The sequence below is a fragment of the Acinetobacter sp. YH12134 genome (genome assembly GCF_013418555.1).
GTDB classification, from domain to species: Bacteria; Pseudomonadota; Gammaproteobacteria; order Pseudomonadales; family Moraxellaceae; genus Acinetobacter; species Acinetobacter indicus.
In genome coordinates this window covers 74,388-99,260 of record NZ_VPBT01000007.1, presented here as the reverse complement: position 1 = coordinate 99,260, position 24,873 = coordinate 74,388, and the positions used below count along the sequence as shown (strand labels likewise).

The following is a 24,873-nucleotide window of genomic DNA, read 5'->3' as shown; positions in this document are numbered from 1 at the left end:
AGTTTCACATGATCATTTTTTTGTTGAACAGTGTGAAATATCTGAAGAGTATTTAATTGAGTAAAATGACATTTTCAAATATATAGATTTATTAGTTCTACTAAAATTAACATAATACACCTTATACGAAATGCGTTATAATTATCTATAGAAATCAATGCTGTAGTTTCTAGTTTATAGCCCGAACATCCCTGTTCGGGCTTTTTTTATGATTTTTCACGTTCCACGCCTATTATTTAAGCAATGTTTCACAACTTTGATTAGCTCCAGTAAATAATTAAAACCTAGATAATAAGAACCGAGCGAGTGTCTACGAGCGATTGAGCATCATCAAAATTTCGCCCTCGCCTTTTCTCTGATTACAAGCTCCCTTTCGATTTTAAACGGTAGGTACAGAGCATCCCGAATGGGTGCGAACTTTGGAGCTTTTGCTTTTCAAAAAGTATGAGCGAAGCGAATACATTACAAATGCTTTTGCTTTTAGATTTCACAAATAGGATTAACCAAAAACTGCCCCACGAAGCGAGGAACGAGCTTCAATAGAGTACGAGCTTTAGCGAGTACCTAGGGCAGTTTGCACTCCCCTCTCGAAAGGCTTTTAATTATTTTTAAAGCTTTTAAATGCTTTTAGATAAGCTGAAAACATTGATATGAGAGGACTACAGCTTATATAAGCACACAAATTCTCTTGTATAAGCACACAAATTCTCTTGTATAAGCACACAAATTCTCTTGTATAAGCACACAAATTCTCTTGATTTACACACATAAAATATATAGTGTGTAAATACACATTAATAATAACGTGTATTTAATATGAAGAATGGTTTAGTTGTGAAAGATAATGCATTAATAAACGCCAGTTATAATTTAGAACTAACGGAACAGCGTTTAGTCATGCTTGCAATCATTAATGCAAGGGAATTAGGGCGGGGTATTACGGCAGATAGCAAACTAGAAATACATGCTAGTGACTATGCAAAACTATTTAATGTATCACCTGATGCATCCTACAAAGCCCTGAAAGATGCCGTAAATAATCTATTTAACAGGCAGTTTAGCTATACAGCCGAATATAAAAAAACAGGGAAGGTAGGTATCGTTCGCTCTCGCTGGGTAAGCCGTATTTTTTATGTAGATGATTTGGCATTACTAGAAATTACTTTCGCACCTGATGTAGTTCCTTTAATCACTAGATTAGAAGAACACTTTACAAAATATGAAGCCAAACAAGTTGCACACCTAACCAGTAAGTATGCCACTAGACTTTATGAGTTATTAATCGCTTGGCGTGAAGTTGGTAAAACACCTGTTTTTGAACTACAACAATTACGTAAAAATTTAGGTGTTGAAGATGATGAATATCAACGTATGCACCATTTTAAAAGCCGTGTATTAGAAACTGCCATTACTCAAATCAATGAACATACAGACATAAAAGCCACTTATGAGCAACACAAGAAAGGGCGTACAATTACTGGGTTTTCATTCAAGTTTAAGCAGAAACAACAACCGAAAAAATTAGATTCTAAGCGTGACCCAAACACACCTGACTTTTTTATCAAAATGACCGATGCACAACGCCATTTATTTGCAAAAAAAATGTCAGAAATGCCTGAAATGGGGAAATATTCACAAGGTACAGAAAGCTACCAACAATTTGCTATCCGTATAGCAGATATGCTGTTAGAGCCTGAAAAATTCAGAGAGCTTTATCCAATTTTAGAAAAATCAGGATTTCAGCCATGATTAAATTAAATAACCTATCAACCGATCTAAAGCATGTGACCGTTGAATACCTCGACATCGTAAATTATGAAATTGCGAGGGAAAATATATGCGGTTATATCTTCCTATTATCCCGACTATCCAAAGATGCCGAACCCACCGAAAAAATGCAGATGGAAAGCAAAATACAGAACTTAATTTACTATCGGGATAATTTACAAATCGAGGACAAGGACAATATTCAAAAGGTTTTAAATACGCTCATTCCAGAGTATCAAGCCGAACAAAAAAACCAAACAGCTAAGAAAAATTAGGCTTCAATATCGGGCAAATCAAAAAGCTGTCGATCTCTATTTTCTGTTAAATATTCGTTGAGTTCAGCGAGTATTTTTTCTTTATTGGCTTCATTTGCCTGCATTTTCTTAATCAAGTAAGAACCGAGCAAAATTTTACGCCGAGTATCATCCTTGCGCTCCTGTTCTTTCTTTTTGGTACGTTCTCTTGCTTCAATAGCCTGTTTCTGTGCTTTTAACTGTTTCAGCTTCTCTAACTGGGCTTCAATTTTCTTTTCGATATTTTCAGCAGATTTAGTCATAACGGTTAATTTCGGAATATAGAAAACCACTCAAGCATAAGACCCTATGAATTGAAATTCAAGCGGGTAATATGCTATCGTGTTTTTCATGAAATGCGCACTTACGACTTGAATTTCATTCAAGTCAAAAGATGCGTAAGGGGGACACCCCTTAACCCCAAAAGCAAAAGCAAGAGCGGTAAAGCAAATGAAGAAATACAATATTGATGAACAGCATATTTTTATATGCTCAAACTGTGGGAATGAATTTTTATACAAATTACCTAAAATTCTTATAGAGCAAATGAATGGAGTATCCATTCAAACTATTAGAAAAGAATGCCCGAAATGTAATCAATACGTGGATGCCACAAGGAAAATTTAATGGCGATTTACCACTGTACAACCAAAACCGTTAACCGCAGTTCGGGAAGAACTGCCGTTGCATCTATGGCTTATCGTGCAGGGGAAAAACTCAAAGATGAACGAACAGGACTAACCCACGATTTTACGAGAAAGGATGGTGTCGCCCATAGCGAAATTGTGTCTAACCTTGATATAGAAATAGACCGTAGCGAATTGTGGAACTTGGCGGAACAGTCCGAAAACCGCAAAGATGCTCGAACTGCTAGAGAATGGGTCATTGCCCTACCTGATGAATTAGACGCTGATCAACGTAAGGACTTGGCAAAAGAATTTGCCACGGCCTTAGTTGATCGCTATGGCGTGATTGCAGACTTAGCCATCCATGAACCCAGTAAAGGCGGTAATGATAAAAACCATCACGCCCATATCATGCTCACAACCCGAAAAGCCGAATTGGATGCAGACAATAAACTCACTCTGACCACCAAAACCGATATTGAACTCAGCAACGCCAAACGAAAAAGCCTTGGTATGGGGACAACCCAAGACGAAATTAAACAGATTCGGGAAACGTGGGCAAATTTAGCCAATCACGCATTAGAACGAGCAGGCTACCGAGAAAAAATAGATCACCGCAGCTATGCCGATCAGAATAACGGACTACAAGCCACCATCCATGAAGGCACTAAAGTCACCCAATTACGCAGACAAGGCATAGACACTGAAATCAGCCGTTTTAATGACAATGTGAAACAGCAGAACGCCCAACAGCTCAAGCAACAGCAACAGCGCACAGACAGCGTTTTACAGCACGGTTTAAACCGTGCCGAGCAAGGCTTCGAGCAATGGCAGAAAAACCAAGAAGCTAAACGCCTAGAACAAGAACGCCAAGCCGAAATACAACGACAGCAAAAACTAGAGCAACAGAAAGCCGAGCGAGCCAACCGTAAAGCATCACAAGACTTAGATCAGGGCGGAATGTACCGATGAGCAACCAAAACGACCTAGATGACCAGCTCTATATTTTACTGGCATCTATGAAAGAGTATCGAGAAGCCATAGCAGACGATAACAAGCGATTAGAAGCGTTTTATAAGGAAGTGGCTAGCGGAGTACTCAATAAGACCGAAAAACACCTAAAAAACGCCAATCAGAAGCAAATAGACGCACTCAACAACAGTATTCGGGAATTAAACAATGCAACCAATCAACTTGACTGGCGATTCATGGCAATCTACGCCAGTGCTTTTGTTAGCTTGCTGATCGTTTTCTTTTTAGCATTATTTTTATATGTGCCGAGCATGGACGAAATCAAACAGCGTAGAGCAGACGTTGCATGGCTAGAACAAAAATACAGCCTAGATATTAAAAATTGCAATGGGAAGTCTTGCGTTCGCATCATGAAAAATGACTGTCACGGAGCGAATAAGGATTATTGTGTGATTGACCCAAAATAATGATTAGACAGTACTTTGCTCGGCTCTTGCCATCACCGAATCAATGACAGCAGTCGCAAAGTTGCCCGACTTTGAAACATGGCTAAAGCCATCTTTCAAAGCATCGAGCGATAGTCATCCAAAAATTTCGGAATGGCTATCCAACTGATGCAGTTCTAAAATATCGTCACCAACAAGCCTATAGATCAAGACTAAATCAGGCTTCACATGACAATCACGACAATTTTTAAACTCTGCACCACCTTTCAAGGGATGATCTAAATACTTTTCAGGCAAAGGATTATTTGCGACTAAACAATCTAATACTTCTGCCCATTCAGCCGTAACCAGTTCTAAATAACGTCTTTTAATATCACGTTTAAAAGAACTGGTTACGACAATCTTACGTTTAGCCATGTGCTTCTTCCGACATAGCTTTAATCGCTTCTTCTACCGTTTCGTACTCGGTGTACTCGCCATTTTCAATCTCTTTTAAAGATTGAAGTAACTTGGCTGCTGCTTTAGGAGTTAAAGCAGGTTCTTGTGCATAGTCAAAAGACAAAGGAATCGCTTTAGTTTTAACGATTTGATTCAAGAACAGTTTGAATGCTTGAGGCATAGTCAAACCATAGTCTTCCAAAATAGGGGTAACTTGTTCTTTTAACTCTGCTTCTAAGCGCATATTGAAATTGACTGCGGACATGATTCCCTCACTCAAAAACCATTAAAGTAAAGATAATATAAGTCATATTCTTTACTTTTTCATTACTTTTGATGTAATAAATGGTTTCTGACAACTGAATTTCGCATAATCGCCATTATGTTAAATAACTTTTAGAAGCTTTAGTACAAGCTTGACAGATTGTCTTATCATTATAAAATAACCTTATTCAAATCATCCTCCCAAGAGTAACGCCAATGAAGTAAGTCATTTTCTCATCATTATTTTTAAACTTTTGATGTGCAAAATAGATTCTACTTGTGGCTATATATTCTTGGTCTCTACTTTATATCCTAAATAATATATTGTTTTTTATAAGTTAATCTTCACTATTTTGCATATCCTCTACATGAGGAATTTTTTATGCAACATGCATGTATTGCTTCAAACTTAAATTTAGAATTTTCTACACAGAAAATGTTTGATCAGCTAAACATTACGCTTTTATCAGGACAGGTTTCTGCATTAATTGGACGTAATGGTTTAGGTAAATCCCTATTGTTCAGAATATTAGATCAAAGCCAAGCTTTAGATATTCATTATAGTGGTCAAGTTTCATGGAATATCCAACATGATTATTTGGCACAATTAGAACGCCTTAATGCTGAAAATATTGCACAAGCATTAGAGGTAGATCATTTACATCATGCTTTTCGGCGTATAGAGAACAATACAGCTAGTTTTGATGATTATGAGTTAGTTGAAAATACCTGGGATTTACCACAAAAATGGCAAAATATACTTGAAAATGCTGACTTACCTACGGATTTGAACTTTCCAACAGAAAAACTGAGTGAAGGACAAAAAACAAAGCTGGCTTTATGTCGTTTGTTTTTAAAAAAGGATCACTATCTACTTTTAGATGAACCAAGCAACCATTTAGACTCAACATCTAGACAATGGTTAATTGAGAGTATTTTGGCACACCCTAGTGGTGTATGCCTGATTAGTCATGATCGCCAATTACTCAATCAAGTCCAACATATTTATGCTTTAACTGAATTAGGCTTACAACACTACAAAGGTAATTATGAGCATTACATTCAACAGCATCAGCTACACATGGATGCATTAACTCAGTCTATTAATAATGAGAAAAAAGAATTAAAGCAGTTAAAACAACGGCAACATGATAGCTTAATGAAAGCGAATAAACGTCAATCTAAAGGCAATGAACTTCGTGATTCTAATTCTCAAGCAAAGATTTTTCTAGATTTCAAAAAGGAAAATGCTGGACAAAGCTTAGGTAAGCTACGTGCCCAACAAACTCGACAAACTGATGATTTGAAAAATAGTCTGATTAATAGGCAGACCATTGTAGAAAAAATCAAAGCTCAGAAGTTTGAATTCCACTTACAGAGTACGAAGCAAGGAGAGATTTTAAGAATTCATGATTTAAAGCTACCCCATACAGCAACAAATAAAATTAATTTTGCATTGAAAGCTGGCGAAAAAATCCATCTTAAAGGTGCTAATGGAATTGGTAAATCAACCTTATTGAAATTGATTTCTACCCATCAACGTGATGATATTTTCTTTAGTGGAACATGTTTGTATTTAGATCAAAACTTTAGTTTATTAAATAATGATTTATCCGTAATCGAAAACCTTGCACTTTATAACTCCAATCTTACTGAAGTTGAGTGGAGAAATTTGTTAGGTCAGTTACGTATTCGTCGTGAAAAAGCTTTATTAAAACTATCAGAACTGAGTGGTGGTGAAAAATTGAAAGTCGCATTATTAGCAATGAGTCACTATCCTGATGGTATTGATTTATTATTGCTTGATGAACCAGAAAATCATTTAGATATTGAGTCTAGAGAGCTTCTATCGCAGGCTATTAGCCAATATCAGGGCGCTGTAATTTTAGTTTCACATGATCATTTTTTTGTTGAACAGTGTGAAATATCTGAAGAGTATTTAATTGAGTAAAATGACATTTTCAAATATATAGATTTATTAGTTCTACTAAAATTAACATAATACACCTTATACGCAATACTTTTTAAATTGTGTTATAATTCAATGTGTTGATTTCAGTTTTATAGCCCACTCACCCTCGAATGGGCTTTTTTTATGATTGTTCACGTTCCACGCCTATTCTTTGATCAATGTTCCACGGTTTTATTTAATGTTGCTGAACAATCAATGGATACCAGTAAAGCCCTTTAGGTCTTCTGTTGCTTCAAATATAAAGTCTATCGATGACATTTTCATTTTTCAAATAGCGATAGACAGCCTGTCTGCTAATACCAAAAGCTTTAGCTAAATCGACTTTCGATGGATATTTCCCTTCTTTCCAGGCGTGTCGTAAAGCTTCAGCCTGCTCTTGATTTAACTTATGGACTCGACCTTTATATTTACCTTGAGCCGCTGCAATCTTAATCCCTTCTTTTTGGCGCTCTAAAATAATCTCTCGTTCAAATTGGGCAAAAGCCCCCATAAGTTGCTGAGTATTCTTATGTAAACCTACCAGTTATTCTTATTCAAATCCTGCCACTCATTTTGGATAGTAGTAGGCCATTGATTTTCTATTCAAATAATTCAAAACAAAATATCCAAATTTGAATCTTGAAGCACAATCTTAATCTGCTATAATTTGTACATCAAATTGATGTACTTGTTGGGTGGGATATGACTAACTTAGCAACGGAACGAATTAATATTCGTTCAACAGTAGATGCAAAAAATGTAATTGAACAAGCTGCGAATTTATTGGGACTCAGTGTAAGTTCCTTTATGCTTCAATCCTCATTTGAAAGAGCAAAAGAATTACTTAAATCTAATTATGAGTTAAAAGTAAATAATGCTGATCGAGATATGTTAATGAACATACTTGAGAACCCACGCCCTGCAAATGATGAGATGAAAAAATTAATGAGTTTATTAGATGAAAATTGAGGTTTTACAAGCCCATCATCAGAAAAAATCATTTAATTGCGGGCAAGATGATTTAAATAAATTCATAAAACAGTATGCATCCCAACATCAGAAATCAGGAACAAGTAAAACGTATGTTGCTATTGATGATGATCTACAAGTGAGAGGGTTTTATTGTTTATCCAGCACATCCATAGGATTTGATGTAGTTGATACTGTGCTTACTAAACGATTACCTCGTTATCCGCTCCCTTGTGTAGTTGTAGGTCGCTTTGCCGTTGATCAAACCGTTCAGGGGCGAGGAATTGGGAAAGTGCTTTTAGCCCATGCTCTTAAACAAGTTTCAACAGTTGCTCAAATTATTGGTGTTAATTTTGTTGTAATACATGCTAAAGATAAAAAAGCGATGGAGTTTTATCAGCGTTTCGGCTTTATTTCATTAACATCAAATCCATTAACATTAATATACCCAGTGAGTGAAATACCTAGTTTCAATTGAAAGTGGTCTACTAGCAATAGGAGTGACTGGTAAACTGCTTACAGGAATTAGTGGCTGATTTATCCAATAATCTGCAAGTTGCAACATCAAATTATCCATCGGGGTGGCCTGAGCCGTAAATGTAATATTCTCTTTCACAAACTGAATAGCCACTCCCCTTTTTACAAGCTGATCAACCTCAGTCACTAAATCTTTAAGACTCCTAGCGAAGCGATCCATAGAGTGCACAACAATCATGTCACCTTCACGGACATAGCTGAGCATTTCCTGAAATTTAGGACGGGCTGTATTTTTTCCTGAAGCTTTATCGACAAATAATCGGTCTACTTCAATTCCCTCAAGTTGGCGTCCAATATTTTGGTCAATAGAGCTGACTCTGACATATCCAACTTTATGACCTTTCATATTGTTATCTACTAGATGACTATTTCTGCTTATTGTAACTAATGAATCTTAATCTTAAAAGTTACATGTAACGTATGTATGAATTTCATTTAAATGAGACATGTATTTTACAGCTTTCACAGTGTAACTTTAGGGTATACTTTAAAGTTACACAAAACATCTATATGAAGACTAAAGTCCAAATTAGTGTTTATGTTGGTTCAATGTATTACATTTCGTATTTTCTATTTGTAACGTAATTTCAGTAATATTATGATTATGTTTTAGAACTTCTAAGGCCTTTTGATAGAGTTGATCTGTATTGCTATTCGGAGCAACCAAATGAGCAGTTAAATGAATATTTCTTGAGGATATAGCCCAGACTTTCAACTGATGAATCCCTTCAACGCCCTCTAGCTTCAATAAATCATTTCTTAACGACTCAATATCAATCTCATCAGGAACTCCTTCAAGCAGAATATGAATACTTTGTTTTAATAAAATCCAAGTTCGAGGTAAGACCCAGAAGCCAATTAACACAGCGATTACGGTATCAACCCACATCCACTGGGTAAAATAAATAACTATTCCTCCGATAATCACGCCTATCGATCCTAGAGCATCACTAAGAACTTCTAAATATGCACCTTTTATATTTAGACTTCCTTCAGCACTAGCAGAAAGGATTTTCATTGAAATCAAATTTATGACCAAACCAATGACCGCGACAATCATCATTCCAACACTTTGAATTTCAGCAGGATTCGTAAAACGTTGATAAGCTTCATATACAATATATATTGCTACCACAAAAAGCATCACCGCATTAAACAGAGCCGCTAAAATTTCAAATCGCTGATAGCCAAAAGTTCTTTTATCATCTGCGGCTTTTTTACCAATTTTGATAGCGGCAAGAGCAATAGCTAAAGCGGCTACATCAGTAAACATATGAGCTGCATCAGATAACAAAGCCAAACTTTGGGTAATAAAAGCAGCGACAACTTCTACTATTAAAAAAGTAGTCGTTAAACCTAAGGCAACCATTAACTTCTTACTATTTTCTTCAGTAACAACCGCATGGCTATGATCATGATGTTCTGACATAAAATATTTTCCTTATTCTATTTATGATGAGCAGAGATATTGGATAACAGCCAATATCTCTGCTGTAAATCGACTAATCTATTGGATTAAGAAACTTTCTTTTCATTTATCCAACGATAAAGCACGGGTAACAGCACCAAAGTTAGTAATGTTGAAGAGATAATCCCGCCAATCACTACGGTTGCCAGTGGCCGTTGAACCTCAGCCCCTGTTCCGGTTGCCAGCGCCATTGGTACAAAACCCAGTGAAGCCACACAAGCTGTCATCAACACTGGTCTTAAGCGCAAAATAGCCCCTTGCCACACGGCTTTATGCACTGGATATTTGTCCCTTAATTCCTTAATAAAGGTCAGCATTACCAGTCCATTGAGGACTGCAACACCAGATAAGGCAATAAAGCCAATTCCAGCTGACATCGATAATGGAATATCCCTTAGCCAAAGGAACAGCACACCACCGGTCAAGGCAAAGGGTACCCCGGTAAAGACCAATAGACTTTCTTTGACATTGTGAAAGACCGCCATCAGTAAAATAAAGATAGTGATTAAAGCCAGTGGAATCACGATTTGCATCCGTGCTTTGGCTGAAGCCAAATTTTCAAACTGACCGCCATATTCTATCCAATAACCACTTGGCAAAGTGTATGCTTTGAGCTGTGTCTGTACATCAGAAACAAAAGACCCTAAATCACGCCCTTCAACATTCGTTGTAACCACAACTCGGCGTTTACCATTTTCTCGACTGACTTGGTTGATTCCTTCAATGGTCGAGACTTGCGCGACATCCGACAATAAAATACTGCCACCATTTGGAAGCTGAATAGGTAACTGGGAAACAGATGCGACACTACGGTCTTGCTCTCCAAGACGGATAACAAAATCAAAACGACGATCGCCTTCTAAAATCTCTCCCACGCTTTGTCCACCAATACTTGCAGCCACCACATCCTGAATAGATTTCACACTCAAACCATATTGTGCAGCCAAAGTTTTATTTACCTCGACATTCAGTAATGGCAAACCTGAGGTCTGCTCAACTTTCACGGCACTGCTACCCGATATTTGCTGAATGATTTTGGAGATTTTAGTCGCCTCAGTATTGAGGACATTCATATCATCACCGAAGATTTTCACACCAACATCACTACGCACACCTGAGATCAATTCATTAAATCGGAGTTCAATCGGTTGTGAAAATTCACTATTATTGCCTGGAATCGTGGCTAAATACGTCACCATACGGCCACGTAATTCATCTAAACTTTCTTTAGGATTTGGCCATTCTGAACGAGGCTTTAACATGATATAGCCATCTGAAATATTGGGTGGCATGACATCTGTTGCAACCTCGGCTGTACCCGTTCTGGCAAATACTGCCTTAATTTCAGGGAAACTCTTTAAAAGAAGTTTTTCAGTATTCTCCTGAATACGTAAAGACTCTTCTAAGCCTGTACTTGGTGAACGTAACTGTTGTACCGCAAAGTCTCCTTCACTGAGCTGTGGTGCAAATTCACTGCCGAGTTTGGTACTGATAAATCCCGTAATCACTAATACACACAGTGCAAAAGTCAGCACAACTGCTTTGTATTGATACGAAATATCAAGAGTTTGCTGATATTTAGCTTTTAGCCATAACATCCAACGACTTTCTTTTTCTTGAATATCGCCTTTGACCCACAATGCCACAGCAGCAGGCACAAAGGTGATCGATAAAATAATGGCTGCAACAAGGGCGAGTACCACTGTCAATGCCATCGGATGGAACATTTTTGCTTCCACACCACTTAAAGCAAAAATCGGCAAATACACCACCAAAATAATAAGCTGACCAAAAATAAGAGGACGACGTGCTTGGCGGGCAGCCAGAAAAACTTCCTTAAAGCGTTCACTTTGTGTGAGAGGTCGTTTTAACAGTTGCTGTGTATGGGCTAAACGCCGGATACAGTTTTCGACAATCACCACAGCACCATCGACAATGATGCCGAAATCGAGTGCACCTAAACTCATCAGATTGGCACTGATATTTTTCTGTGCCATCCCGGTTAAGGTAAACAGCATAGAGAGTGGAATGACACAGGCAGTAATCAAGGCAGCACGGATATTCCCTAAAAACAGGAACAGAATGATGATGACCAGGATTGCTCCCTCTACCAAGTTTTTCTGAACGGTTTTAATCGCCTTCTCAACCAAGGTAGTACGGTCGTACACCGTTTCAATCACTACCCCTTTAGGCAAACTATTCTGAATATCTTGAAGCTTGGCATCCACAGCTTTAGAAACAGTCCGGCTATTTCCCCCCATCGCCATCATGGCAATCCCTAAAACGGTTTCTTTGCCGTTATAGGTTGCCCCACCGGTTCTTAAATCATGCCCAATAGAGACTTGCGCAATATCACCAACCCGAATTGGGCTGCCATTTGGGCTACCCAGCATGGTGTTCTCAATATCAGAAAGCCCATTGAATGTACCCGGTACACGTACCGTCAGTTGCTGACCATTGTCTTCAATATAACCTGCACCTCGGTTCTCATTATTTTGCGCTAAAGCCTGTTGCAGTTGTTCTAATGAGATATTCAGTTGCTGCATCCGGTTTAAATCGGGAGAGACCACATAGGTTTTTTCAAAACCACCAATACTGTTGACCTCTGCAACTCCCTTAACACGTTGCAGTTGAGGACGCACAATCCAGTCCTGAATCTCACGTAAATCCATCGGCGTGTATGCAGTTCCATCCGGCTTTTTCGCATTCGGATCTGCCTTCAGTACCCATTGATAAATCTCACCGAGACCCGTAGAAACGGGGGACATCGTCGGTGCGATTTGTGCAGGCAACTCAGATTGCGCCTCCTGTATCCGTTGGTTAATCTGCTGACGGGCCCAATAAATATCAGTCCCATCTTTAAAGACAATGGTGACTTGAGAGAGTCCATAACGGGATATGGAACGGGTAAGCTCCAGATCCGGAATGCCAGCCATGGCATTTTCAATGGGATAGGTAATCCGCTGTTCGACTTCAAGCGCAGTAAAACCCTTGGCTTGAGTATTAATCTGGACTTGGGTATTGGTAATATCGGGTACAGCATCAATCGGGAGTTTCTGATAGCTATACACCCCGACCGCAATCCAGGTACAGACAAAGAGCAACACCCAAATCGCATTTTGTATGGAAAACTGAATGATTCGTTCGAATAAACCTTCTGGTTTTGGCAGATCAGAATTAATGTTCATGGCCTGCCTCGTCTTTTTCTAATTCAGATTTCAACAAGAAACTGCCTTGAGCGATATACTTCTGCCCTTCAGTCAGCCCAGAAATCACTTCAAGCCATTGTCCATCACTTGAAGCCTGCCCCAATTGCACTTTCTGTGCTTTTAAGTGGACTTGACCTTTTTGTTCTGAATCTACGATGAAAATACTGTCTTCACCTTCAATACTTTGCAGCGCAGACTTTTGAATCCGAAGGGCTGATTTTGCTGTAGCTTCCGGAATCAACACTCTCACTAACACATTAGAACGCAACTCAGTAGCTTGCGCATCGAGTTTTGCGCGCACCACCAGACGCCCTGTTTGTACATCTGCCTGAGAGGTTAAGCTTTGTACAGTAGCTTTATAGATTTGATCTGAATCATTCACTTTAAAGTCAATTTTTTGCCCGGCTTGCAGTTGACCTGAGAATTGATTCGGCAAATTAAACTCAAGCCATAAATCTTTCAGCTGTTCAATGACAAAGAGCTGATTAGCCAGTTGCACATTTTCACCGACCACAATATCTTTTTGACTGATCACCCCAGAGATCGGTGCTTTAATCAGAAAACGCCCATTGTTATTGCCACTTGCACCTAATGCATTTAAACGTGCTTGTGAGGACTGGACAGTAATCTGCGCTTGACGGTAGGCATTTTCGGCACGCTGGTAATCCTGTTTGGCAGAAATCCCCTGTGACCAGAGTTGCTGTTCGCGCTGGTAATCTTTACGGGCCAAATCCAGATTCACCTGTGCCATACGCAGATTTGCCTGTTGGTCGATCAGTTCAGGCACGATTAGTACAGCCAGCGTTTGTCCTTTTTGCACGCTCTGTCCTAAAGCCACATTGACCTGCTCGACATGACCACTAAAATTAGGCGATATATGCGCTTGTTGATCGGTATTCACCACCAATTTACCTGGCAGGGTTGTCAGCTTTTCAACCAATCCTGTGGATGCAACAGCAACTTTTAAACCTTGTTCAACCATTTGTTGGCTGGTCAGTTGTATTTCGCCTTCTTCAGCATGTCCTTCTTCAGAACTATCTTCATCAGAATGTTCGGCATTTCCCTCATCATGACCATGCCCCTCAGATTCAGTTTTTTTTGAACTTAACCAAATAACCAGACTGACCAAGACCGTAATCAGAATCAAAATTGCAATCATGAGAGACTGGGATATTTTTCCGTTTTGCTTGGCGTTCATTTTATCGTGCTCCCCCATTGATTAAATTTTGCGATGCTTCGACTGCCTTTTTATTCAGTTGTGTATAGGCATCCGAACGGCTAATTTCTTCATAACTTGTGCCAATACTGAGTGCCTCAGCTGCGAGGGCAGTTTGCCAAGCTTGACGTAGAATTTGTAATTGACCCAATCGAAGATTCTGCAGTTGGGTGGTTGCTTGCTGAACGTCGGTAATGGACAGTTTCCCTGCCTGAAACCCTTGTAAAGTACGGCTCTGAACTTTGGTCGCCAAAGTAACTTGTGCTGTTGTGGCATCGAACTGGCTACGTAAACCTTTGAGCTGATGCATGCTGTTGGCAATATTGAGTATTTGTTGCTTCAGCTCACGCTGCTGCTGTTGGTTCAGCAATATTTGCTGTTGCTGGACCATCGGGATCGCATATTGCTGGCGGTTAAAAATATTCAGTGGAATAGCCACGCCGATTGCCAAAGTCGTATCGTTGCTTTCATTAGGGGTTTTGCTACGTTTCATGCCTACATTTAAAGTCGGATTGGGACGTGCCTGAATTCTTAAATTTTCAATTTGATGATCCGATTGCTGAATGTTCAAGGCATAGAATTTTTCTAGCCACCCTTCAGCAATATACCGTTGCACAGTTTGGAGACTTTGCTCTGGCCAAGGGATAGCGGTTTTATTCAATTGAAGATGTGAAGATGTTTCTCCCCCCCACAAATTAGACAGCTGACGACCGGCAGCTTGTTTATTCAGCATCGCTTGCTGATAAAGTCGTTGGATTTCTAGCGCTTCAATTTGGGTACGCTCAAAATCAACCAGGGCAATACTGCCTGCCTGATAGCGTTTCTGGGCACTGTCCAGATTGGCTTTACTTGTTTTTAACTGTACTGAATAAGCAGACTGCTCAACCTCAGCAAGTGCAAATTGCGACCATGCAAATTTAACAATCAGTTGGCTTTGTGCCTTCCATAATTGCTGTTGCAATTGGATTTGTTGATTCGAGGTATTGGCAATCACCCGGTTCAGCTTACGCTGACCAAATAGATCTAGAGGTTGACTAACGCCAACATTGAATTCCTGTTCTTGACCTGAGCCAAAGCCAGACTGTTCTAAACTTATACTTGGATTCTGCCATAACCGACTTTGCTGAATATTCAATTCAGATATTTGCTGAACTTGTTGCCACAGCTTGTCTTGAGTCTGGTAACTTTGTACTTTTGCTAAAGCGGATTCAAAGCTGGTAACGTTTTCAGCATAGCTATATTGCATAGCCGCTGCACATATACAAGCAACCAAGCTATGACGCAAGAGTATAATTGATTGTGAAGACATGATTTTTCCCACTTATTTAAATAATAAAAGTGGTGGGAATGTTTTAGGCTACCCCACCATGAGCGGGGAAAATTCGGGAGGTGGGCTTTGTTGAAACAGGTCAGGAGCCTGATAGCTGTTTTTCCAATGAAATTGTGGATTCACTTTAACTTCAGAGCTTGGATGAAACACATCTACTTTTTCATTTTGTACAATCAAATGCGTCATCGATGGTAGATGATCTTGATGATCTTCACCGATTTCTAAATCGCTACTGAATGTTTTTATGTTTTCTGACTGTCCATTATGATCGTGTTGACGACTATCGCTGGCACACAAGGTATTTTGGTGATGACCAAAATGATAACTCTGCTGTGATTGAGGCTGTTGTTCATGGACACAAAAGGCCGCCGCCACATTCCAAAAGCTTTGGAACATGAACAATCCAACCAAGACTGTAATCCATGTAGTAGAACGCATCATCATAACAATCGAAAAATTTGTACCAAGTATAAGGCTTAGAGCCACTCCAAGGTCAAGCTTAATAAATTAAATTAAACATTCAATGAACACTGAATAGCCGGCACTTTTGCAAATTTACCTTGTCTCTATAAGCTCACATCAATTTCAGGTAAGAATAACAATAGATAGTGAACCGTACCGGGTTTGTCGGAGACTTTTTATTTAAGTTAGGCCACCTGACCTAACGGGTTAATCTTATCATTGTACATTGCTTCAAACTCAAAAGGCGATACATTGTCAACGGCATTCTAAAATTGACCCCTTTTACCTTACAAATGGCAAAGTAAAATTGCCCCCTGAAATCAGAGAAAGAGCGGTTCAATTATTGATTGAATCTGAAAAAGATTATCCTTCTACTTGGGCAGCAATCACAGCTATTGATCCTAAAATCGGTTGTACTCCTGAAACATTGCGTGTTTGGTATCAAAAATATTTAGATCAACAAAATCCTGTCAAAGTACAACAGATATCTGATCAAAAAAAAATGAAGGGTAATCCCCCCTAAAATACTAGCTCTTTAAAAGAGGCAGTATTATGCTTTTACAACATGGTGTTTAACTTGAGAAACTGAATTTAAAACAATCTACTGTAACTCTTCCAGACAGATATGAAATTAATCCACCCCTAACCCTTTAAACACCGCATCCACCGGATCTGCATAAAAGCTGGTCTGGAACTTGGTAAACAGTTCCACAGGAATCGTTGGGATATCTGCCGCACTACTCATTGGTAAAGCAACCTTCTTGGCACCCGCATCAAAAGCAACTTGCAGACATTCGGCAATACTTTCCACCGGTGTCACTGAACCACCCAAGCTCATATCACCCAGTACCACCATCTGACTTTGTACCGATCGTCCTAAGAGGCCAGAAGCGAAAGCCACTAAACTTGGCAGAGCAAGATGGCTGAGCGGGCCGGTATTCTGTAATTCCACCACATGTAAGTGGAAATCATGTTCCAGCACCTTACTGCCCCCCGAGATCCGGGATGCATTGGCCTTGAAGTAATCAAAAGCAATCTTGACCTGTTCTTTGGCACTACTTGAATTCCATAAGCCAGATGTCGCCAATTTTCCTGAACCTTTAGTGACTTGAAGTTCTAAGCGGTATAAGCCTGGCATGCCCTTATTACTGAGGCCAATGGTATACAGGAAGCCTGGTTTAGCAGGACCTTCGGGAATAAGTCCACCTCCACCCTGCTCTTTTACCGAAACAAAATGCTCTTCTAGGGTGTCATTGTCGATATAGCTAAAATGCACATCATAGAATTCCATCCCCCCAATTTTTTTCAGCTGTTCTTTGACCCGACGGCGCACCTGCAGCGCATATTCCAGGCATTGCCGTACATCTTCTTTGTTAAATTGACCATGTGGGTAGAGCAGCTTCATCAATCCAGAAACCGTCTTGCGAACGGCAATCACATCACGCTGATTCAGGTTATTCCCTAGCTTAAAGTACTTCTCAATGGCATCCGCAAAACTACGCTTACGCATTTCCCGGAAGAACTCAGCCAGATAATCAACGATCAAGCCATAACGGTTGGTAAAGAATTCCGGGCGCATTTTCGGAATTTCCCAACCCGGGATATAGGCATGAAAGCGATCAAAGAATGCTGAATCGATCATGGCTTCAGGAAAAGGAGCCAATAAGTGGCTAGTCTTCACCAAGGATTCAACACTTTGGTTAATATTACCCACAAAAACCATCGAAGCTGAGGCTTCCATCTGTTCACGACCACGGGCAAAAGATCCTGAGGCCATGTAGTCTTTCATGATCTGTACGCCATCTTTGTCCTTAAAGGAAATACCAGCAACTTCATCAAAAGCTACCACATCCCATAAGCCCACCAGACCAATACGGCGGCTACTCATGTTATAGAACAGGTTGGCGACAGTCGTTTGTCCACCGGAGACTAAAATACTATTCGGTGAACACTCTTTGTAAATATGGCTTTTCCCGGTACCGCGTGGTCCCAGTTCACAAACGTTATAGTTATTTTCAACGAACGGAACCATACGCGCTAATAGGTGCCATTGCACATCCTCTTTTAACGAAGCCGGTTCCATGCCGATCGAACGGATTAAACTCTCGCGCCACTGATCAGTGCTTAATGCTGCTCTGCCACTGAAAAGTTCATCCATATTCATATTCGGCATTTGAATCGGCTTGAGTAAGCTCACGCCAAATGGAGAACTAGTCTGTCCTTCTTCAAAATAATAACTGAGCGTAGCAATGACCCAGATACCACCAACAAGTAATTTTTCATACTCTTTGACGATGCCTGCCGAGATTTCGGCATCTTTGATGCCAAGATTACTAAATGATGCTTCGTATTTGTCTTTACGCTCATTCAGCTTTACAGTCACCCGATCAATGACCTTATAACTGCCCCGTTCACGGACCAGGGATTTCACCTTCTCGGCTTCATCCGGTCGGACGTAGTTCTCAGCCAGTACGGTCTTTACGTTACGTAGTCCCTGTTCAATGATCTCTGGATCATCCGAGGCACAGTACATCCCCAGCAGGTATTCAAGTACATAGACAGGGACATTGGCCCCTTCTTTGATCAGTTTAGTTAGATCCTTACGTACCACCCGCCCAGCAAAGTGTTCATTCAGCAGCTGATCCAGTTCTTTATCGTTAGCAGATTCCATGTAGGCTACGCTCTATCGTTAATTCGTTATTAGAAGAAGTCATCGGTAAATGCCAAATCAATGGTGACCTTATAGCGTTGCATCTCGATATTCAGGTCTTTGTCTTTCAGTACCAGGAAGTAATCTTTCTTACGGTCAAAATCAGTGCCAGACAATGACAGTCTGACCTGTTTGACCCGATCGGCAACAGAGTCGGTAGTGCTATCAAAAGTCAAAGTTTCTTCACTGGAAACTTTAAGATCCCCATCATAAATGGCAATGGATAAAGTCACTGGCATGACCAGCTCACTGACAGCTTCGGTTTGCATCAAATCAAACTTCTGGATGTTATTGACCATCTTCAGCGTGGATTTGGTAGAAATGACCTCAACTTTACGCTTGGTCCGCTGTCCAGCCTTTTCACCACGTAGCTGTTTTACCATCAGTACCGGTACCACAATTTCCTGAGGCATGATGCCGCCATGCACGAAACGTGAGCCTCCTACGAAATGGAAACGGTTCGCCCCTTTTGGAATCCAGAAATCAGTCGCAGATAATGTGCCTGCCGTAGCTTGGGTTGAGCCTTTCCAGGCTTCCTTGCTCTCTGGTAAACCATGCCCAATCACATAGCGTTTTTTGCTCTTCAATGTATTGGCAGGTTTTTCAGTCAAGCTTGAACGATCCGCAGATTCCAGTTTACTTTGCTGGAACAGGAAGCCATGGTCGGCTGTAATCAACAGGGTAGAAATATTGAAGTGCATTAAGATTTTGCGGCTGAGTTCGGTCAGCTCTTCAATAGCATGTTCTACCGCCATAAAGGTTTCTGATTCTGTCGAGGCACTGTCACCGCGTGCATCAATCACGTTGTGATAAACGTAAATCAGCTCATGATCTTTCAGCGCTTCACGGCCTTCATCACGCGACCAGCCTTTTACCATTTCAGCGGTTACTGCCAATCCATTATAGGCAGCCAGAATTTTGGATCGTGCTGCAGTCCCTTTGCTGGACTGCCCATCTACTAAAACATCATCACCTGCGGCCTCTTTGTACTCCAAAGTCTGATGCGGCAACAACGAGGCCATGCCAAGTGTGGTGTAACTTGGGACAACGCCCAGCTGTGAAGACAAGGTCGCTTCAGAATAACGCTTTTCATTGATACGATCACGCAGCTCTACCGCAGCTTCATAACGGAAAGCATCACTGATAATCACCACAATACGGCGTTTCGTTGCGGAACTGAGTAAGGGTCTAACGTGAGTATCGTAGAAGTTCTGCTGATTTGGGATATCTGCCATTTTCCAGACATTCAAGCGTTGCTCAGCTTCAATCCGCTCGCCCCAGTTGCGTGCCAAGTGGTCAATAAACCAGTAGGAATAGCAATTTTCCACTTCTTCATCGAGTTTTTTCAGGATATCGACATGAGCGCGTTGAGAAGCAGCACTGTAGTGGCGATAGGCCATATCAAAGCGATACAACTCCTGCTCGTAGGCTTTATACAAAGCTTCACTGGAGTCGAAATAGAAACCGGCATCAAACTGCTGTCGCAGGCTAAACAGCTCAATGGCTGCCTGCAACGCTGTATAGACAGTACGATATTTACGGCGTGTTGCATCATCCTTATGTTTGGAAGCCCAATAACCATCCAGACGGGTAGAAATAATCGTTCTGAAATGTTCCAGTTCAGCTTTGGTTGCTGCAGGGATATGACTGGCCAAATCAACAATGATCTTTTGTTCAATCACTTCAAAGGTCATGACATCCAGCAGCTGCCCCAGATCAAAGGCCCCGACCCTCTCCTGGATCCGCAGTGCATTCGCCACGGTCTGGGAAAGCGTATCGAAGGTTGGGTAGTATTTAGAACTGTCTCTCCAGCGCGACAAAAAGGCTCTAGCCGTCGCACGGGAGCTGACGGATGACATCACCAGTTCTTGAGCCCATAGCGGTATATCGCCCAGGCTTTCACAGAAACCTGTAGTCATCAAACGGATAAAGAACGTACCGAGCTTGAATGGTGCTTCCCCATTCAATTCTTCAACCGATGCTGGATAACCAATTTCCGCCTGTAATGCGGTGACCAAAGCTGGCACCAGTTGGAATTTTTCCAGTTCAGCAAAGGAGTCTGGATTGACTTCCAGAGCCAGGTTCTGCTGTACCATTTCATCTGCCAGTGCCAGAACGATATGCATGAGTTCGGCACTGTCGGCCTTGACCACAGCTGCAATCATGGCCATATCCAGATTCTGTTCATCTGCATCAGGCTGGGTATAACGTTTTAATGCGCTCAGACGGGCTTTGGCTTTGAGGAACTCTTCACGTTTGGCCAGATGTTCTCTTAAACTTTGTTGCTGTAGCCCAAGCTCATTGAAAATAATCGAGAAACGATCGGCATAGAAGATGCGTGAATAGAGCTTGATGTCCAGTAACCAGTCTTTTTCAGTTTCAGGCTCAGGACTTGGAAAATACAGCAAGTATTTGCCCTGCTGATCCTCAAGTTCCAGTTTAAGCTTAATCGCAAGGCTGGATTCTTCTGCCATATTCAGAATATGAACATCATTCAGTTTTAACGCCTTTACTTCTTCGCTAAAGGACTGTTCCGCATCGTACCAGAAGACAATCCGGTGCTGTTCAATATAAAAGGCTTGTTCCAGACCTTGTTGTAGTTGACTTAAATTCATGCAACGACCTCATCAAGGTCTAGTACCGGAGAAAAAGCATTCATCATTTCTCCCCCGTAATCGCTTTGACTTCAGCCAACAAGTCCCCAAACTTGCCATAATTGACTTTCACCCCATCATCCAGATCTAACGTAATACGCTGATCGGCATAATGACGCAGCTTTTCTTCAAAAGTACTGAGTTCAGCCTGTTGCTTATGCAAGTCTTGCAGTTTTTTCTCGATGCGTTTGATTTCAGCCGCAGAGTCACTGCTTTCTTTTGCTGTTTCCAGAGAATTAGCATAGGCGGACATTTTGGAAATCAGTGGCATAACATATTCGGTACGCATACGCGCCAAGGTGCTTTCGTTATAACGATGCAAATACACCAACGCCTGGAAAGCCCCCTGTTTACCACTGCTGAATAGCCAGTAGATCGGGCGCTTTTTATAGGTCTGCATGTGATCTTTATAGAACTTGCTGGCGAGGTAACGGCGAATGGTGTCTTCAGCCGTTTCACTGGCTTTTTTATCTAAGCTTTCTGCGAGCCACTGCATATTGGCATCCAGTGTCTCTTTCCCCCAAACGGCAGTTAAGAACTCTCGAATACGGTGCGTTGCATCATCTTCAAACCAGTGCATTTCGGTCAATGGAATAATACCGTCAGCATCTGCCGGGAATGTTTGATAACGGCTAGCATCAAAGTCTTGATTACCTGCATGGGCATAGATCAGACCTGGTTCATCCAGACTATAACGCCCCATCATGCAGCCAAGTGCATAAGAGACTAAACGCTGGCTGTCTTTTTCACGGTCGGCACGAGTTAAAGTGATCTGTTCATCTGGTACGTCTGGTGTAAGTTCATCCTGTAAACCATAAGCATCAATAAACAGCTTATTGTTTTCTTCTTCCAAGCGTTTCATTTCAGCCACGGCGTCAGTATTTTGCTGTTGCCATGTGTTAAACGCTAGTTCTAAGTTTGGCTGTTGGCTACGAATAATGGGGTTTTGGGTAAAGTCCCATGAGGTTTCGTAGGAGTCCCAATCATATTTAGATAATTGAACACAAACCTTAATATTTTCTTCATTAGCTGCTTGTACATCAAATGGAAGTTTATTTATTTCGCCAACTCCAAAATGTAAGGTAGGATTCATAAGATTCATATAGTAGAAAACAACTTTTGAATTTAATAAACCTAATGTTGTTATTAAATTATTTGAAAAAACCATAGAACCTGTATTTTCAAATATAAAGCCTTCATCTACTAATCTTGCACAAAAAAAAGAACTCGAAATATCTGTCCAGGTTACGCCAGCTTTAAAATAATATGATGGATTTCGAATGGTAGAATTACGCTGCTGTTTAATTGCAAATCCATTTTTTTCCCAATTAATAATATGATTTCTGTTTCCATACCATTTTCTTGCAGTACCACCATCATTATGTGGGAACCATTTATTTAAATTAATTTGATTATTTTTGGCTACAAAATTGATCTTAGTATGATTGACTTCATACCACTCTCTTACAAACCTAGGTTTATCTCCGCTTGTTAGTCCACTTTTAGCATTAGCTATATCCGCTAATGCTGGCATTTTCTCAAAATTATCACGTATAGAATTACCTACCCAATATGCTATAGGACTACATGGTATTTTTTGGAAATCTTCTTGAATGGTTGTATCAAAGCGATTTAAATTATTTTTTAATAGGTATTGTTTTTCCTCATGATTTTTATCTACTAATCTGAAGAAAGCCGGCTTTACACCCCCTATATGTTTTTTTTGACCTACGAATGCTACAGTCTGTACAACTTCGCCTGATATCTCTGGAAAAGCTCGGGCTCCCAAATGAGCCATAGTCCAAATTGAATGATTTAGAAGTAATTTTTCCCGCATGTTTTGATATGATGTTAAAAACATCCATCCCTGCATTGTTACCATACTACTAGCACCAGATTCTTTACAAAAATCGAAACCACGTTCTATAAACATGGCAAAGAGGTCTGATTTACTATCAGGATAGTAATCTTTAGCGAATTCTTTTAAGTTTGTAATTGTATTCGCACCCATATACGGCGGGTTAGCGATTACAGCATCATATTTTTTCGCTAAAAGTTTTGCTTGTATAACCAAAGGCAATAATTTTTTAGCAGCGGCTTTCTGTAAGGTATCGCCCTCAATAACCAAGCCTTCTAAGGTATTTTGCAAATCGATAAAATCTTGTTCTGGGCTATCCATACAAATTAAAGAACCAAAAGTTGAGGCTTCTTTAAACTTAGCTAAAACTTCCTGAATCAGCTTAAAACGTTCGTCATTTTCAGGACTGCTTAAATCCTTTTGATCATTGCCAAACAGATCGACATGACTGCCTTTTTGCCATGCTTGGTTTAAGTTGAGATCTTTCCAGATTTGATCTGCATCTAAATCCTGACTGTCTTGTAGCGCAATAATATTCAGCTTCGGTGGATTGCTAAATAAACGGCGGTCATCCTCACGCGCTTTCATCAATAGCGCAAAACTGGCTAACTGCGCGGCACGGGTATCAATATCAATCCCGTACAGGTTGTTTTCCAGAATCAAACGTGGAATATCACGACTGCGGTAACCACGTTCCAAATAAATCGCTTTTAAGCAATCGTAGGCTTCCACCAGAATATGCCCCGAACCACAGGCCGGATCCAGTACCGTAATGCTTTCAGGGTTTAAGCTATCGCCATCTTCACTGATCCGTACATCAATCAGCTGTTTTAACTGTGCATTGACTTCATCGCTTTGCTCAGCCGGCTGAATATAGTATTCCCACCCACTGGCAAGCATACTTTCTGGCTGTGCCATCATCCATAGACGACCAACACTGTTCTGTACCAGGTATTTCACAATCCAGTTTGGGGTGAATAATTGTGTCGCGGCAGGGATATCTTCACTTTTGACAACTTTACCAATCACCTGGTCTTTCTTTTCAGAAATATAGAACTGATACAGCCAGCCAATAATCTGCACATCCGACCAGTCTTCTTCTGGAATACTGCTGACCAGATCACGGATCAACGAATCGGTTTTGGTCAGGTTATCCGGTAATAACAGTTCTGACTCATCAGACACCTGTTCGAACAGGAGTGGCATCACCTGATTCAACGCATGACACTGCGCCAGTAACAATTCACGATAGAGTTCTTCGTCTTTATTGCCATCCAGCTTGAGTTCAGCCACACGGCTGGCATCTAAACCCGGTAGCTCAATGTCCAGACATTCTTCCAGAATCTGCGGCAAGCCTGCACTACCATCGGCACTGCTCAGCACACGGCGACCATGATCCAGTAAGCCTTTGCATTCCATGTAGCGAATGGCACAGAGACGGTTAAACCAGCTATAAGCGATATAATCAATCGTCTGCTCAAAACTGCTGGTTTGAATGCGCTTGATCAGCTTCTCACGTGGTTTCATGACTGATAGCGGAAAAACCTGATCGCCAATCAGCAGCAAGTCCCCTTTCTGTTCTGCCGGTAAAATGCGGTCTGCGGTGATGCCATATTTAGCGGCTTGCTTGCGCATCGCTGCGATAAAATCATTTCGTGCTTGCGGTGCGTATTTTTTAATATTACTGGTATTCATCTTTAAAC

At 40.6% G+C, this 24,873-nt stretch carries 18 protein-coding genes and 3 pseudogenes; 8 read left to right on the top strand and 13 right to left on the bottom strand.

Features of this window, described 5'->3' with window-relative positions:
• Positions 1-816: 816 nt before the first annotated feature.
• Both repM and FTU69_RS06875 read left to right on the top strand, forming a co-directional pair.
• Positions 817-1,749 carry a replication initiation protein RepM gene (repM, locus tag FTU69_RS06880; protein WP_026438545.1) on the top strand — a complete coding sequence of 311 codons (933 nt, stop codon included), beginning with the start codon at positions 817-819 and terminating at the stop codon, positions 1,747-1,749.
• A complete protein-coding gene (locus FTU69_RS06875; RefSeq protein WP_163167926.1) occupies positions 1,746-2,042 on the top strand; it encodes a hypothetical protein in 297 nt (98 codons plus the stop codon). Before repM ends, FTU69_RS06875 begins: the two co-directional genes overlap by 4 nt.
• On the opposite strand, the gene FTU69_RS06870 is transcribed toward FTU69_RS06875, so the two are convergent.
• Positions 2,039-2,323 (bottom strand): hypothetical protein, encoded by a 285-nt coding sequence (locus tag FTU69_RS06870; RefSeq protein WP_004871868.1) that lies wholly within the window; start codon positions 2,321-2,323, stop codon positions 2,039-2,041. The genes FTU69_RS06875 and FTU69_RS06870 overlap by 4 nt on opposite strands.
• A 363-nt stretch (positions 2,324-2,686) precedes the next feature.
• Here FTU69_RS06870 and mobQ point away from each other — a divergent pair, with 363 nt between their 5' ends.
• Together mobQ and FTU69_RS06860 are read left to right on the top strand one after the other, a co-directional pair.
• Positions 2,687-3,658, top strand: a complete 972-nt coding sequence (gene mobQ, locus FTU69_RS06865; protein WP_180038332.1) for a MobQ family relaxase — start codon at positions 2,687-2,689, stop codon at positions 3,656-3,658.
• Positions 3,655-4,125 (top strand): hypothetical protein, encoded by a 471-nt coding sequence (locus FTU69_RS06860; RefSeq protein ID WP_004870960.1) that lies wholly within the window; start codon positions 3,655-3,657, stop codon positions 4,123-4,125. The genes mobQ and FTU69_RS06860 overlap by 4 nt, the downstream gene beginning before the upstream one ends.
• 114 nt (positions 4,126-4,239) lie before the next feature.
• On the opposite strand, the gene FTU69_RS06855 is transcribed toward FTU69_RS06860, so the two are convergent.
• Together FTU69_RS06855 and FTU69_RS06850 are read right to left on the bottom strand one after the other, a co-directional pair.
• Positions 4,240-4,521 carry a type II toxin-antitoxin system YafQ family toxin gene (locus FTU69_RS06855; RefSeq protein WP_180038331.1) on the bottom strand — a complete coding sequence of 94 codons (282 nt, stop codon included), beginning with the start codon at positions 4,519-4,521 and terminating at the stop codon, positions 4,240-4,242.
• Positions 4,514-4,807, bottom strand: coding sequence for a type II toxin-antitoxin system RelB/DinJ family antitoxin (locus tag FTU69_RS06850; RefSeq protein WP_180103631.1), 294 nt, complete (start codon positions 4,805-4,807; stop codon positions 4,514-4,516). The genes FTU69_RS06855 and FTU69_RS06850 overlap by 8 nt, the downstream gene beginning before the upstream one ends.
• Positions 4,808-5,188: 381 nt before the next feature.
• On the opposite strand from FTU69_RS06850, the gene FTU69_RS06845 reads away from it, so the two are divergent.
• Complete coding sequence (locus tag FTU69_RS06845; protein WP_159124549.1) at positions 5,189-6,757, top strand: ATP-binding cassette domain-containing protein; 1,569 nt, start codon at positions 5,189-5,191, stop codon at positions 6,755-6,757.
• 253 nt (positions 6,758-7,010) lie between these two features.
• Here FTU69_RS06845 and FTU69_RS06840 read toward each other — a convergent pair.
• Positions 7,011-7,274 (bottom strand): annotated as a pseudogene (locus tag FTU69_RS06840) (helix-turn-helix domain-containing protein); the annotation flags it as partial.
• A 185-nt stretch (positions 7,275-7,459) separates the two neighbouring features.
• Here FTU69_RS06840 and FTU69_RS06835 point away from each other — a divergent pair.
• Together FTU69_RS06835 and FTU69_RS06830 are read left to right on the top strand one after the other, a co-directional pair.
• A complete protein-coding gene (locus FTU69_RS06835) occupies positions 7,460-7,726 on the top strand; it encodes a DUF1778 domain-containing protein (RefSeq protein WP_004733309.1) in 267 nt (88 codons plus the stop codon).
• The gene (locus tag FTU69_RS06830) at positions 7,716-8,204 is read left to right on the top strand and encodes a GNAT family N-acetyltransferase (RefSeq protein WP_004733307.1); all 489 of its coding nucleotides are present in this window, start codon (positions 7,716-7,718) and stop codon (positions 8,202-8,204) included. Before FTU69_RS06835 ends, FTU69_RS06830 begins: the two co-directional genes overlap by 11 nt.
• Before the next feature lie 75 nt (positions 8,205-8,279).
• On the opposite strand, the pseudogene FTU69_RS06825 reads toward FTU69_RS06830, so the two are convergent.
• From FTU69_RS06825 to FTU69_RS06800, 6 genes and pseudogenes are all read right to left on the bottom strand, one after another.
• Positions 8,280-8,609, bottom strand: a pseudogene (locus FTU69_RS06825) (recombinase family protein); the annotation flags it as partial.
• A 183-nt stretch (positions 8,610-8,792) separates the two neighbouring features.
• Positions 8,793-9,692, bottom strand: coding sequence for a cation diffusion facilitator family transporter (locus tag FTU69_RS06820; RefSeq protein ID WP_005028603.1), 900 nt, complete (start codon positions 9,690-9,692; stop codon positions 8,793-8,795).
• 86 nt (positions 9,693-9,778) lie between these two features.
• Positions 9,779-12,919, bottom strand: a complete 3,141-nt coding sequence (locus FTU69_RS06815) for an efflux RND transporter permease subunit (protein WP_180103630.1) — start codon at positions 12,917-12,919, stop codon at positions 9,779-9,781.
• Entirely contained in the window at positions 12,909-14,138 is a 1,230-nt protein-coding gene (locus FTU69_RS06810; RefSeq protein ID WP_016658777.1) for an efflux RND transporter periplasmic adaptor subunit, read from the bottom strand. The genes FTU69_RS06815 and FTU69_RS06810 overlap by 11 nt, the downstream gene beginning before the upstream one ends.
• A gap of 1 nt (position 14,139) precedes the next feature.
• Complete coding sequence (locus FTU69_RS06805; protein ID WP_035269736.1) at positions 14,140-15,465, bottom strand: TolC family protein; 1,326 nt, start codon at positions 15,463-15,465, stop codon at positions 14,140-14,142.
• 48 nt (positions 15,466-15,513) lie between these two features.
• On the bottom strand, positions 15,514-15,924 hold the full coding sequence (locus FTU69_RS06800; RefSeq protein ID WP_197704863.1) for a cation efflux protein, CzcI-like: 411 nt from the start codon (positions 15,922-15,924) through the stop codon (positions 15,514-15,516).
• A 295-nt stretch (positions 15,925-16,219) separates the two neighbouring features.
• Here FTU69_RS06800 and FTU69_RS06795 point away from each other — a divergent pair.
• Positions 16,220-16,456, top strand: a pseudogene (locus FTU69_RS06795) (hypothetical protein); the annotation flags it as partial.
• 123 nt (positions 16,457-16,579) lie between these two features.
• On the opposite strand, the gene brxL reads toward FTU69_RS06795, so the two are convergent.
• The 3 genes from brxL to pglX are packed head-to-tail and all read right to left on the bottom strand — an operon-like array spanning position 16,580 to position 24,865.
• Positions 16,580-18,619, bottom strand: a complete 2,040-nt coding sequence (gene brxL, locus FTU69_RS06790) for a protease Lon-related BREX system protein BrxL (protein WP_005021615.1) — start codon at positions 18,617-18,619, stop codon at positions 16,580-16,582.
• Between the two features lie 29 nt (positions 18,620-18,648).
• Complete coding sequence (gene pglZ / locus FTU69_RS06785; protein ID WP_180004191.1) at positions 18,649-21,273, bottom strand: BREX-1 system phosphatase PglZ type A; 2,625 nt, start codon at positions 21,271-21,273, stop codon at positions 18,649-18,651.
• A gap of 43 nt (positions 21,274-21,316) precedes the next feature.
• The gene (pglX, locus tag FTU69_RS06780; RefSeq protein ID WP_180004193.1) at positions 21,317-24,865 is read right to left on the bottom strand and encodes a BREX-1 system adenine-specific DNA-methyltransferase PglX; all 3,549 of its coding nucleotides are present in this window, start codon (positions 24,863-24,865) and stop codon (positions 21,317-21,319) included.
• Between the last annotated feature and the right edge of the window lie 8 nt (positions 24,866-24,873).